Raw genomic sequence first — 11,685 nt, 5'->3', positions numbered from 1 at the left:
ACTGAAAGCCATACGTTTTCCGGATGATCGAACGCCTGGACCTGCAGCTCAGCTGGCTGGCCACCTTCGTGGCCGTCGTGGATCATGGAAGCTTCACCGCTGCGGGGCGCGCCCTGGGCCGCTCGCAACCGCGGGTGAGCGCGCATGTGGCCGCCCTGGAGCAGGCGCTCGGCAGCACGCTGCTCATCCGGACCAGCAAGGAGGTCACCCTCACCGCCGTCGGCGCCAGGTTCCTGCCCAAGGCGCGGGCGGCGCTGGCGGAGATCCAGGCGGGGGTGGACGACGTACGCGCCCTGCACACCAAGCTCAAGGGCCGGGTCACGGTGGGCGGTTACCCGGGGCTGAGCGCCGTGCTCCTGGCGCCGCTGATGCAGAAGTTCCGGCGGCTGCACCCGGGAGTCGCGGTGGTGCTGCGCGAGGGCGACCCGCTGCAGCTGGAGGAGGCCATCGCCCACGGCGAGCTCGACATCGCCCTGCGTACGTCGGACGTGCCGCAGGTGCACCACGGCATCCCCTCGAAGCACCTGTTCCACGAGAAGATCGTGCTGGTGGCTCCGAAAGGCCATCCCCTGGCCACCGCCTCGCCGGTGGACCTCGGGCTGCTGGCAGGCGAGACCGTCATGGTCACCGGGGACCCCTATGGGGGCTGGACCGACTACCGCGACAGGCTCGACCGCGTCGGCGCCGACCCCGTCGAGATCTTGGTGATCGCGCAGGCAACCACCATCGCGGCCCTGGTGACGGCCGGTTTGGGGGTGGCGTTCCTGGGGGCGTTCGCCGCGCAGGTGGCGGTGTTCGGTGACGACGTGGTCACCCGGGCGCTGCCCGGGCGGCTGTGGCGGCGCGAGATCCGCCTCTACCGCAAGGCGGGACGCGTCGCCACCCCGCAGGTGGACGCCTTCCTCGAGCTCCTCCACCAGGAGGCCCCGGCCCTGACCGCCCGGACCGCCGTCTGGCCGTAGCCGATGATGAGCTGGGCGACCACGGTGTGCCCGCCCAGCCCGGGGTTCTCAGCCGGCCAGGGGCGCGACGGCGCGCATGCGCTCGAAGTTGGCCACGTACTGCCGGTAGATCCCCTTGTCGTTGAGCCTCAGCAGCGTCTCGTCGTTGCGGCGCAGCGACGTCTCGATGTAGTTGTGGCTGCCCGTGAACACCCAGTGGGCGTCGCGGTCGCCGTCGTACGAGCCCTCGATCAGCAGGTACTTGGAGTGCACGCGGCCGGGGAGGGCGCCGCCGTCGCCCAGGGTGCGCAGCTCGACGCGCGGCTCGGCCAGCAGCAGCTGCTTGACCTCGTCGTCCATGATCCCGTACACGATCCGGACGGTGCAGCCGCGTGCGGCCAGGTCGCGGAGCTTGGCCGGGATGGCGATGCGGTAGGTGTCCCACTCGGACATGCCGGCCCGGATCGTGGTGCCGCCCTCGCAGGGCACCTTGTCGAGCTCGTCGACGATGGGGTCGCCGTCCGCCTTGGGGAAGAAGGCGGCCCGCACCGATCCGCCGGGGCCGCCGGTCTGGACGACCCGGTAGTAGTCGAGGTTCTTGCGCTCGGCGGCCAGGTCGGCGAAGTAGCCGGTGTAGGCGTCGTACAGGCGCCGGTTTCCGGGGAGGATGACCGCGTTGTTCCAGTACGTGGAGGAGTTGAGGTCGGTCAGGTTGGCCGACGACTGGACCACCACGTCGGAGGCGCCGCCGGTGCGGGAGAACAGGTAGAACTTGTTGTGCTGTCCCTTGTTGCCGATGCAGGCGGCGGTGCCGCCGGAGGGCGGCCCGGTGCAGACGTGTGTCCAGGAGCCGGACCCGGTGTCGGTGCCCAGCGCGGCCGAGAGCTTGGCGGCGATGGCCGCGCCGCGCGTGTCCCCGTCCAGGATGACCTGCACGTCCACGTCCCGCTGGTGCGCCTTGATCAGCTCGTCGGCGAATTCGGTGCCCGCGGCGCCCGACATGACGAAGTGGGCGACCTGGATGCGGGCGCCCGCGGGGGTCTGCCGGATGAGACCGCAGAGCGTGCGCACGAGGGCGGCCGGGTCTCTGCCCGCGGGGTCGTTGAACACGGCGGTCGTCGCGACGCGGGCGGGAACCGGGGCGTCAGCGCAGGCGGAGGCGGCGGCCGAGGCCGGCCCGGCGGCCGCTAATGAGGTCGCGGCCATGAGGGCGCCTGCGGCCAGCACTGACAGGGACTTGCCAAGCATGGATCACTCCTTCTGGGTGCGGCCGCCATCGGCCGCGGGTGTTGCCGGTGCTTCGGGGAAATGGCACGCGACCGGGTGACCCGTGTCCCGGTCGACGAGCGCCGGCTCCTCGTCGCGGCACCGATCTTGGGCCCTCCAGCAGCGTGTTCGGAAATGGCAGCCTGAAGGCGGGTTCAACGGTGAGGGAACATCTCCTGACAGGACGATCTCGCCGTGTTCGCCGTCCCGCCAGTCGTCCAGGCTCGGCGCCGCCGACAGCAGCGCCTGCGTGTACGGGTGGGCCGCGCTCCGGTAGACGTCCTCCTTGGAGCCGGTCTCGACGACCTTGCCCAGGTACATCACCGCCACCCGGTCACACAGGTGGCGGACGACGCCCAGGTCGTGGGAGATGAACAGGTACGCCACGCCCAGGTCGCGCTGCAGCTCTCGCAGCAGGTTGAGGATCTGGGCCCGTACCGAGACGTCGAGCGCGGAGACCGCCTCGTCGCAGACGATCAGCCGGGGGCGGACGGCGAGCGCGCGGGCGATGCTGATGCGCTGCCGCTGCCCGCCGGAGAACTGGTGGGGGTAGCGTCCGGCGTGCTCCGGACGCAGGCCGACGCGCTCGAGCAGGGCGCGGACCTCCTCGTCCCACCGCTCGCGCGGCACCAGCCCCGGATGGATTCGCCAGGCCTCTTTGATCAGGTCCGCGACCCTCATGCGGGGGTTGAGGGCGGCGTACGGGTCCTGGAAGACGAGCTGGATCTCCCGGCGCAGCCTGCGCAGCTCCCTGGCGGGCAGGGTGGCCAGGTCGCGGCCCTCGAACAGGACCTTGCCACTGGACGGGCGCACCAGGCCGACGATGGTCCGCGCGATCGTGGACTTGCCGCAGCCGGACTCGCCGACCAGGCCGACGGTCTCGCCCGCGCGAACGGTCAGGCTGACGCCGGCCACGGCGCGCACCTCGCCGCCCGGCCGGCCGATCCCGGCACGCAGGCGGTAGGTGGTGACCAGGTCGGCCAGCTCCAGCAGCGGCTCAGCCTCGGCCGGCATTCGGGCTCACCTCCTCGGCGAAGTGGCAGGCGCTGGCCCTGCGGGGGCCGAGCTCGCGCGGGGCGGGGTCGTCGGTGCGGCAGACGTCCCTGGCGAACGGGCAGCGCGGATGGAAGGAGCAGCCCGCGGGCGGCGCGGCGAGGTCGGGCGGCTGGCCCTCGATGGCCTCCAGCTCGGCGCCGATGTCGCGGGGATCGGGCACCGCCCGCATCAGGCCCAGCGTGTACGGGTGGGCGGGCCGCTCGTACACCTCGGCCACGGTGCCGGTCTCGACCACGCGGCCCGCGTACATGACGGCCACGCGGTCGGCGGCGCGCGCCACCACGCCGAGGTCGTGGCTGATGAGGATCATGCCGAGCCGCTGGGCCTGCTGGCGCTGCCGCAGCAGCCGCAGGATCTGCGCCTGGACGGTCACGTCGAGGGCGGTGGTCGGCTCGTCGGCGATGAGCAGCCGCGGGTCGAGCGCCAGCGCCATCGCGATCATCACGCGCTGCCGCATGCCGCCGGAGAAGCGGTGCGGGTGGTCGTCCAGGCGCCGCTCGGCGTCCGGGATGCCCACCTGCGCCATCAGTTCCGCCGCCTTCCGCCTGGCCTCGGCCCTGCGGGTGCCGCGGTGCCTGCGGAACATCTCCGCGATCTGGTAGCCCACGGTCAGCGACGGGTTCAGGGCGCTGAGCGGGTCCTGGAAGATCATCGCGATGCGTTCGCCGCGGAGCTCGCGCCATTCGCGCTCGGGCAGGCCGACGACGTCGCGGCCCTCGATGGCGACGCGGCCGCCCGCGACCCGCGCGTTCAGCGGCACCAGGCCCATCAGCGTCTGCGCGGTCACGCTCTTGCCGCTGCCGGACTCCCCGACGATCGCGAGCGTCTCGGCCTCACCGACCTCGAAGGACACCCCGCGCACCGCGCGCAGCGGCCCCTGCGGCGTGTCGAACTCCACGGCGAGGTCCTCGACCTCAAGGAGATTTCCCATGGTCACAGCTCCGTCATCGGGTCGGAGGCGTCGCGCAGCAGGTCGCCGAGGACCCCGATGCTCACCACCACGAGAGCCAGGGCGGCTCCGGGCGCGGCGGCGATCCACCAGGCCGACGCCAGGTAGTCGCGGCCCTCGGCGATCGTCGCACCCCAGGACGCCTGGGAGGCCGGCACGCCCAGGCCGAGGAAGCTCAGCGACGCCTCGGCGACCATGGTCAGGCCGACCTGCACGGTCGCCGCGACGAGCAGCGGCGGCAGGCACGACGGCAGGATGTAGTGGATGAGGATGCGCCCGTGCGAGGCTCCCATCACCCGGGCCGAGTCCACGAACTCCCTGTCGCGCACGGCGAGCGCCGAGCCGCGCACCACCCTGGCGAAGATCACCCACCGGGTGACCGCCAGCGCGATGATCACGTTCACCATGCTCGGTCCGAGCACTCCTGCCAGCAGGATCGCCAGGAGCAGGCTGGGGAAGGCGAGCTGGATGTCGCCGACCCTGGAGATGATCCCGTCGGCCCAGCCGCCGAAGTAGCCGGCGAGCAGCCCGAGCACCAGCCCGGCCGTCCCGCCGACGAGCACGGTCACCAGAGCCACGGTCAACGACGTGCGCATCCCGGCCAGCACCTCGGCCAGGATGTCCTGTCCGACCTGATTGGTGCCGAGCCAGGCGACGGCGCCGTCGGACAGCCGGGTCCCCGGCGGCAGCAGGCGGTCGACGGGGCTGGTGCGGGCGGCGTCGAACGGCGCCAGCAGCGGCCCGAGCACGCCGGCCACCACGAACAGCAGCACGGTCCCGAGCGCCAGGCGGGCCCGCAGCGGCAACCCGGCCGGCCGGCTCGGGGCTTTCACTGACATCAGGCGTTCTCCAACTGGATCCTGGGGTCGAGGTACACGTAGAGCACGTCGACCAGCAGGTTGAGCAGGATGTAGCAGACCGTGATCACGGTGAGGACGGCCTCGACCACGGCGTAGTCGCGGAAGGTGATCGAGTCGATCAGCAATGATCCGATCCCGGGCCAGGCGAAGATCACCTCGACGATGACGCCGTTCGCGATGAAGTAGCCCATGAGCAGGCCCAGCATGGTCACCACCGGGACCAGGGTGTTGCGCAGCACGTGGATGTAGAAGACGACCCGGTGGCTCAGCCCCTTGGCGTGGGCCGTGCGGACGTAGTCCTGGTTCATCTCCTCCAGGATCCCGGTCCGTACGAGCCGGCCCAGCCAGCCGACGAACGGCAGCGCCAGCGTGAGCGCCGGCAGCAGCAGGCTGACCATGCTCCCGTCGGCGGTGCTCGGCAGGATCTGCAGCCACCGCGCGAAGATCAGCGACAGCATGATGCCGATCCAGAACGGCGGCAACGCCTGGCCGACCAGCGAGGACACCGAGACGAGGTGGTCGGCCCAGGTGTTCGCGCGGCGGGCGGCGAAGGAGCCGGCGGCGAAGCCCAGCACGATGGTGATCACCATGGCCCAGACGGACAGCGACAGGGTCGGCCCCAGCCGTTCCAGGCAGGCGTCCAGAGCGCTGACGCCCTGCCGCCAGGACTGGCCGAAGTCGAGGGTGACGACGTCCTGGAGGTGGTGCACGTACTGGATGGGCAGGGGGTCGCGCAGCCCGAGCCGGTCGCGCAGCGCCTCCAGCGCCTCCGGCGTGGCCTGGCTGCCGAGGATCAGCTCGGCCGGGTCGCCCGGCAGCACGCGCAGCGCGATGAAGACGATCGTGATGGCGCCCCAGATCTGCAGCAGCGCCTGGGCGAGCCGCCGTCCGAGAAAGGCGGTCATGTGGCGCCCCCACCGCTCGACGCCCGGATGACCAGCCGCGGCGGGAAGAGGATCTGCTCGGGCGGGCCCTCGGCCGCCGGCTGCCCCAGCCGCCGGAGCATGTGGTCGACCGCCGACACGGCGATCTCGGCGGCGGGCAGTTCGACGGTGGTCAGCGAGGGGATCACGTACGGGGCGAACGGGTGGCCTCCGTAGCCGACGACCAGTATGTCGCCGGGGATGCGCAGGCTCTCCTCGTTCGCCACCCGGTAGACGGCGAGCGCGAAGTAGTCGTTGCCGGCCACGAACGCCATCGGCCGCTGAGCGGTCCGCACGACCTCCCTGGCCATCCGGTACGCCTCGCTCGGGTCCCACGGCATCGCGCTCTGCTCCAGCCGCCGGGTCGGCACCTTGATCAAGGTGTCAGGCTCGATGGGCAGGCCGCTGTCGGCCATGGCCCGCCGGTAGCCCTCGACGCGGTCGGCGACCGACGAGACGTGCAGGTCCTCCTCCAGGAAGTAGATCGTCCTGGCGCCCTGGGCGACGGCGTGCCTGGCGGCCTCGTAGCCGCCCCGCACGTGGTCGACGCCCACCAGGTCGGTGTTCAGCTCGGGCACGTCACGGTTGATCAGGACCAGCGGTACCCCGGCCGACCTGAACCGCCGCCAGTGCTCGGCCCCTTCCTGCACGGTCACCACGAGCACGCCGTCCACGCCGCGCCGCAGCAGCTCCTCCGCCGCGCGCCGCTCGTTGTCCAGGCTCTCCTCGGTCGCCATGAGCAGCAGGGAGTAGCCGTGCTCCCTGCAGCGCTGCTCCATCCCGCTGATGAGCTGGGAGTAGAACGGGTTGGACGGGTTGGTGATGACCATGCCGAGCGTGCTCGCCGAGCCCAGCACCAGGGATCGGGCGGTCACGTTCGGCACGTAGCCGAGCCGCTCGGCCTCGGCCTTCACCCGGTTCCTCGTCTCCACGCCGACGCTGTCCTTGTCGGCCAGCGCACGGGAGACGGTGTTCACCGAGACGCCGAGGCTCTCGGCGATGTCCTTCAGAGTGGTACGGCGTGCCTCGCGCATGTCACTCTCGTTCCGTAGGGATCATCCGGCGGTCGACACCGTGCGGAACTCGGGCTGGCTGTTGGCCGCCGGGACGAATCCCGTCACCGTGGAGCGCAGCCCGTACGTGCTGGACAGCGCCGCGGGGAAGACGCCGACCGCGTCACGCCAGATGATCTCGCATGCCTGGGCGTACAACGACTTGCGCTCGTCCTGGTCGGACGTGGAGCGCGCCTTGGCGAGGATGCCGTCGAGCTCCTTGTTCTTGTAGCCCATGCGGTTGGCCTCGCTGGTGTAGAGCCTGCCGAGCGTGTAGTCGGCGTCTCCCGTGGTCACGGTGTTGACCTGGAGCTCGATGTCCCAGTCGAGCGCGGTCAGGCGCTTGAGCCAGGCGGCCTTCTCGATCTGCTGCGGCTCGACGGTGACGCCGACCTTGGACCAGGCCGAGATGATCGACTGTGCCAGCTCGGTGGCCAGCGGGCCGGTGTCCTTGAACCACATCATCGAGGTGCGGAGGCCGGAGCCGTAGCCGGCCTCCGCCAGCTCGCGCTTGGCCAGCTCGGGGTCGTAGTCGTAGGGCTGCTGGGGGGCGTGGCCGAAGACGGCCGACGGGATGGGGGCGTCCATGACGGCGGCGGCGTCGCCGTACAGGCTGGAGACGATGCTCTTGATGTCGAGCGCGTGATGGAGGGCGCGGCGCACCCGCGGGTCGGAGAAGGGTTTCTTGCCGCAGTTGAACCAGGCGAGGAAGTAGTTCACGCCCGGCTTGCTGTCGATCTTCACGCCGCTCACGCCGCCCAGCCGCTTGAGCTCGTCGGGAGGGATGATCCAGGTGACGTCCACCTCGCCGTTCTGCAGCGAGGTGATGCGCGTGGAGGCCTCGGGGATGTACGGCAGTCGCAGTCCGGGCAGCTTGGCCGCGCCGCCCCAGTAGCCGGACACCGGCTTGAGCAGGAGCTGGGACGACGGCGTGAACGACTCGACGGCGAACGGCCCGCTGCCGATCGGGCTGCGCGACAGGTCGGCCTTGCCGATCCGGGCGGCCGGGATGATGAAGGCCAGCGTCAGGTTCACCAGCATTGTGCCCAGCGGGTCCTTGGTGGTGATCTTGATGGTGCGCGCGTCCGGGGCCTCGACGGTGTCCACGGCGGACCACAGGGGTTTCTGCGGCCCGTCGGACGCGGCCAGCCGCTCCAGCGACGCCTTGACGTCGGCCGAGGTCAGCTTGGTGCCGTCGTGGAAGACGACGTCCTCGCGGAGGGTGAACTCCCATGTCTTGTCGTCGGGCTGTTTCCACGAGGTGGCCAGGCGCGGCACGAGTTGCTCGCCGTCCCTGGCGACGAGCGTGTCGTAGATCTGCCGGTTGGCGAGGAGGGACGCCTCGTCGACGGCGCTCGCCCCGTGCGGGTCCAGGTCGTTGATCGCCTGGTAGAACGCGGCGCTGAACGGCCGTTTCGATCCCGACGCCGATCCCGTCGCCGGGCCGCCAGGGGCGCAGGCGGCGAGTGAGGCGCCGGCGGCTCCCAGGAGGGTCAGGAACTGGCGCCTGCTTGTTGCCATGTCCGTTCCTTTCTCAGCTTTTCAGTGCCAGATAGATCAGCACCTTGGCCCGCGGGTCGTCGCCCGTCAGGGTGGCCCGCAGCCGCAGCCAGTGGCCGAACTCGCGCACCCGGAGGGACACCAGGCCCGGATCCTTCACGATCTGCTCGGTGCTCTCGTCGTCGTCGCACCAGTGCAGGCCGTCGGGGGAGATCTGGGCGGTCAGGCGCAGTTCGCGGCCCTCCAGCTCCAGCGTCCGCACGAACCAGCGCGCCTCGGCCGCCCATCCGGCCTCGTACGGCTCGGTGACGAAATCCTTGGTGAAAGTGGTGTTGCGCTCCAGTACGGCGGTAAGAGCATGCCTCATGCCGGTGTTCACCAATCCACGGAAATCAGTGCGGAATCGAGGAAGAGGAAATTGCGCACCGGGGAATGGGTGCGCACGCTCACGTAGAAATTGAGCAGGTTCTCCAGGCCCTCGTACTTGTCCGGGTACTGCGGGACCGGGACCTGGCGCATGTCCATGATCCGGTCATTCACCTGGAGCTCGACATTGGTCCTGGTCCTGGTGTCGAACTGCCAGCGCAGGTAATGCCAGTTGACCTTCGTCGGGACCTCGTTGTAGCAGAGGTACTGCGGCTCCTCGTCCAGCGGGCGCCAGTCCTCCGGGTTCGGGGCGGTGAAGTCCTCGACGGGAGACAGGTTCTCCTGGTTGTGCAGGTTCTCCCTGGGCGTGGGCTCGGGCACCACGGGGTAGACCCAGCGCCTGGTGAACCTGTTGTCCAGGTCGGTGTTCTGGTAGCGGGCGACGCAGTGATAGCGGATGCCCTCGCCGTCGCACAGGTCCGTGGCCACGGTGAACGCCCCGAACTGGGCCTCGGACGGGTGCAGGTTCCCGTCCCACTCGATGTCGCCGAAGTTGTTGCCGAGCGACGATTCGGCCGTGGCCGCCTCGCTCTTGTAGGTGAAGTACGTCTCGAACTGCACCACGCCGCGCTTGGCCATGGTCAGGCGGCGGATCGCGACCGCCGTGTGGCCGGTGACCGGGCGGGTGGCGACCTTGAGCGCGTAGTTGCCGCTCATCGCGGCGTGCGTGCCGATGTCGAAGAAATCGCACGAGCTGAGCTGCGGCGGCCGGAAGTCGCGCATGTGCACGTCCACCGTGTCGAGGTTTCCATGGCCGTCGTGATTGCCGATGAGCTCGCACCAGCCGTGCGTTCCGGTGTTGAACTCGTCGAAGGCGAGTATGCGGGGCAGGGGGTTGAACTTGGACAGCTTCGGATCCGCCGCGATCAGCGCGCGCCGTAGGTCCTCGGCCGGAACATGGGTGGTCTCCACGCTCAAAGGCGTCCTTCCCATAGAAATTCCAGACGCCAGAATGAACGTTCACGTGAACGTTAATCCCAGGTTTCGAGGACGCTAACTTGCCGCATCCGCGGATGTCAAGGGACGGGAGATCCCTCGTACCTCACCGACCGCTCAGGCGCCTGGACTCACCGTCACGCCCCGGCTGGACGAGCGGAGGCCGTCCCGAGCCGCCTCTCGCGGCGTGCGGGATCGCCAAGCGGGGGCGTCAGCGCATGACGCAGAACTCGTTGCCCTCGGGATCGGCCATCGTCACCCAGTCGTCGTGCTCGGCCAGCACGCGCGCGCCCAGCCTGCGCACCTCGGCCTCGGTGTCGTCGGCCGTCAGGTCGAGATGCATGCGGTTCTTCACCACCTTGCGCTCGGGCACGAGCGTGAAGAAGAAGCGCGGCCTGACACCGGGCCCGGCCTCCACCAGGACGGTCGGATCGTCCTCGGGATCGTCGATGCCGTTGCTCCGCAGGCGCTCCAGCTCGGCCTCGTCGTAGGGAGCGACCTGGTAGCCCTCCAGCGCCTGCGCCCAGAAGCGGGCCAGCGAGGCGGGATGCCGGCAGTCGATGACGATGTCGTGGATGCGCGCCATGATCACATGCTGTCACCGCGGCCGGCCGGTCACCACAGCCCTGTGAAGTACGGCTGACGCTGGACGATGCAGGAGCCGAGCGCCAGCCGTACATCGAACATGTTAGACGCCTGCCGGACCCGGTCTCGGCGCGGCAGTATTGACACCTTGTTGACCGGGTGTTTACATGTGGCCCCTGACTGTGATCAACGCGATTGCGCCGGCTCGGGGAATTGCGGGCAATTTCCATATGGCGCCCCCGGCCCTCGGCCGGCAGCGGAATGGGGCGCGCTGACTATGAGGCCGATGCTGCGGGCAGACAACCTCACCAAACGATTCGGCTCACTCGTCGCGGTGAGCAATGTCAGCTTCGCGGTGCGGGCGGGGGCGATCACCGGCTTTCTGGGGCCCAATGGGGCAGGTAAAACGACCACGCTCCGCCTTTTCCTCGAACTCGTCCACCCCACCTCCGGCTCGGCGCACATCGACGGCAGGCCTCTCCACGAGTGGCCGGTTCCCAGCCGCAAGGTCGGCGCGGTGCTGGACGGCCACTGCACCCACCCCGGCCGCCGGGCCATCGACAGCGTGCGCTGGGCCGCCCGGCTGGCCGGCGCCGGAGCGGACGCCGAGGAGTTGCTCGACCGGGTCGGGCTCACCGAGATGGCCGGCCAGCGCACGGGCGCGTTCTCCCGCGGCATGCTGCAGCGCCTCGCGCTGGCCATCGCACTGGCCGGCGATCCGGAGATCCTGATCCTGGACGAGCCCATGAACGGCCTCGACCCCGCGGGCATCGCCTGGATCAAGAACGTCCTGCGCGGCTTACGCGACGACGGGCGCACCGTGTTCATCGCCAGCCACCTGCTGGCCGAGCTGGAAGACCTGGTGGACGACCTGGTGGTGATCGCGCGGAGCAAAGTCGTGGGCAGCGGCTCGGCGGGGGCCTTCATCGACCGTTTCCAGCCCCAGGCCATCAGCGTCCTTTCCGATCAGCCGCAGGCGCTCGGCGCCGCCGTGAGCCGGGCGGGCGGCCAGATCCTCGAAACCAACGGCCAGCGCATCCTGATCAGCGGCCTGACCTCCACCCAGCTGGGCGAACTCGCCCGCGACGCGGGCATCGCGCTGTTCGGCGTCACCGTGGAACGCAGCCTGCGCACGGCCTTCACCACGGCCACCGCCGACGCGGCCGACATCAGGGGCGAGGCCTGCTAGAC

Annotated in this window: 12 protein-coding genes; 2 read left to right on the top strand and 10 right to left on the bottom strand. The window is 70.2% G+C overall.

What is annotated here, in order from left to right; genetic code table 11:
* Positions 1-23 precede the first annotated feature (23 nt).
* The gene (locus tag ACQPWU_RS16485; RefSeq protein WP_433440863.1) at positions 24-962 is read left to right on the top strand and encodes a LysR family transcriptional regulator; all 939 of its coding nucleotides are present in this window, start codon (positions 24-26) and stop codon (positions 960-962) included.
* A gap of 48 nt (positions 963-1,010) precedes the next feature.
* On the opposite strand, the gene ACQPWU_RS16480 is transcribed toward ACQPWU_RS16485, so the two are convergent.
* From ACQPWU_RS16480 to ACQPWU_RS16435, 10 genes are all read right to left on the bottom strand, one after another.
* Positions 1,011-2,189, bottom strand: a complete 1,179-nt coding sequence (locus ACQPWU_RS16480; protein WP_433440861.1) for a phospholipase D-like domain-containing protein — start codon at positions 2,187-2,189, stop codon at positions 1,011-1,013.
* 3 nt (positions 2,190-2,192) lie between these two features.
* Entirely contained in the window at positions 2,193-3,221 is a 1,029-nt protein-coding gene (locus ACQPWU_RS16475; protein WP_433440859.1) for an ABC transporter ATP-binding protein, read from the bottom strand.
* Positions 3,205-4,194 carry an ABC transporter ATP-binding protein gene (locus ACQPWU_RS16470; RefSeq protein WP_433440858.1) on the bottom strand — a complete coding sequence of 330 codons (990 nt, stop codon included), beginning with the start codon at positions 4,192-4,194 and terminating at the stop codon, positions 3,205-3,207. Before ACQPWU_RS16470 ends, ACQPWU_RS16475 begins: the two co-directional genes overlap by 17 nt.
* A 2-nt stretch (positions 4,195-4,196) precedes the next feature.
* Positions 4,197-5,051 carry an ABC transporter permease gene (locus tag ACQPWU_RS16465; RefSeq protein WP_433440856.1) on the bottom strand — a complete coding sequence of 285 codons (855 nt, stop codon included), beginning with the start codon at positions 5,049-5,051 and terminating at the stop codon, positions 4,197-4,199.
* Complete coding sequence (locus ACQPWU_RS16460) at positions 5,051-5,977, bottom strand: ABC transporter permease (RefSeq protein ID WP_433440854.1); 927 nt, start codon at positions 5,975-5,977, stop codon at positions 5,051-5,053. The genes ACQPWU_RS16465 and ACQPWU_RS16460 overlap by 1 nt, the downstream gene beginning before the upstream one ends.
* Entirely contained in the window at positions 5,974-7,029 is a 1,056-nt protein-coding gene (locus ACQPWU_RS16455; RefSeq protein WP_433440852.1) for a LacI family DNA-binding transcriptional regulator, read from the bottom strand. The genes ACQPWU_RS16460 and ACQPWU_RS16455 overlap by 4 nt, the downstream gene beginning before the upstream one ends.
* A gap of 21 nt (positions 7,030-7,050) precedes the next feature.
* The gene (locus tag ACQPWU_RS16450) at positions 7,051-8,568 is read right to left on the bottom strand and encodes an ABC transporter substrate-binding protein (RefSeq protein WP_433440850.1); all 1,518 of its coding nucleotides are present in this window, start codon (positions 8,566-8,568) and stop codon (positions 7,051-7,053) included.
* Positions 8,569-8,581: 13 nt separating this feature from the next.
* The gene (locus tag ACQPWU_RS16445; RefSeq protein WP_433440848.1) at positions 8,582-8,914 is read right to left on the bottom strand and encodes a hypothetical protein; all 333 of its coding nucleotides are present in this window, start codon (positions 8,912-8,914) and stop codon (positions 8,582-8,584) included.
* Positions 8,915-8,922: 8 nt separating this feature from the next.
* Positions 8,923-9,885, bottom strand: coding sequence for a DUF6772 family protein (locus tag ACQPWU_RS16440; RefSeq protein ID WP_433440846.1), 963 nt, complete (start codon positions 9,883-9,885; stop codon positions 8,923-8,925).
* A 235-nt stretch (positions 9,886-10,120) separates the two neighbouring features.
* Complete coding sequence (locus ACQPWU_RS16435; protein ID WP_433440845.1) at positions 10,121-10,495, bottom strand: VOC family protein; 375 nt, start codon at positions 10,493-10,495, stop codon at positions 10,121-10,123.
* 285 nt (positions 10,496-10,780) lie between these two features.
* Here ACQPWU_RS16435 and ACQPWU_RS16430 point away from each other — a divergent pair, with 285 nt between their 5' ends.
* Positions 10,781-11,683 carry an ABC transporter ATP-binding protein gene (locus ACQPWU_RS16430; RefSeq protein ID WP_433440843.1) on the top strand — a complete coding sequence of 301 codons (903 nt, stop codon included), beginning with the start codon at positions 10,781-10,783 and terminating at the stop codon, positions 11,681-11,683.
* Positions 11,684-11,685: the final 2 nt, after the last annotated feature.

The organism is Nonomuraea sp. CA-141351 (assembly GCF_050944675.1).
In the GTDB taxonomy this organism is placed as follows: domain Bacteria; phylum Actinomycetota; class Actinomycetes; order Streptosporangiales; family Streptosporangiaceae; genus Nonomuraea.
Note: the sequence above shows the minus strand (reverse complement) of the source record. Positions and strands in the feature narration are given on the sequence as shown.

Bases quoted from the DNA above. Each gene is read 5' to 3' on its own strand.
- ACQPWU_RS16485 (WP_433440863.1), top strand. From the start codon at position 24: ATGATCGAACGCCTGGACCTGCAGCTCAGCTGGCTGGCCACCTTCGTG.
- ACQPWU_RS16480 (WP_433440861.1), bottom strand. From the start codon at position 2,189: ATGCTTGGCAAGTCCCTGTCAGTGCTGGCCGCAGGCGCCCTCATGGCC.
- ACQPWU_RS16475 (WP_433440859.1), bottom strand. From the start codon at position 3,221: ATGCCGGCCGAGGCTGAGCCGCTGCTGGAGCTGGCCGACCTGGTCACC.
- ACQPWU_RS16470 (WP_433440858.1), bottom strand. From the start codon at position 4,194: ATGGGAAATCTCCTTGAGGTCGAGGACCTCGCCGTGGAGTTCGACACG.
- ACQPWU_RS16465 (WP_433440856.1), bottom strand. From the start codon at position 5,051: ATGTCAGTGAAAGCCCCGAGCCGGCCGGCCGGGTTGCCGCTGCGGGCC.
- ACQPWU_RS16460 (WP_433440854.1), bottom strand. From the start codon at position 5,977: ATGACCGCCTTTCTCGGACGGCGGCTCGCCCAGGCGCTGCTGCAGATC.
- ACQPWU_RS16455 (WP_433440852.1), bottom strand. From the start codon at position 7,029: ATGCGCGAGGCACGCCGTACCACTCTGAAGGACATCGCCGAGAGCCTC.
- ACQPWU_RS16450 (WP_433440850.1), bottom strand. From the start codon at position 8,568: ATGGCAACAAGCAGGCGCCAGTTCCTGACCCTCCTGGGAGCCGCCGGC.
- ACQPWU_RS16445 (WP_433440848.1), bottom strand. From the start codon at position 8,914: ATGAGGCATGCTCTTACCGCCGTACTGGAGCGCAACACCACTTTCACC.
- ACQPWU_RS16435 (WP_433440845.1), bottom strand. From the start codon at position 10,495: ATGGCGCGCATCCACGACATCGTCATCGACTGCCGGCATCCCGCCTCG.
- ACQPWU_RS16430 (WP_433440843.1), top strand. From the start codon at position 10,781: ATGCTGCGGGCAGACAACCTCACCAAACGATTCGGCTCACTCGTCGCG.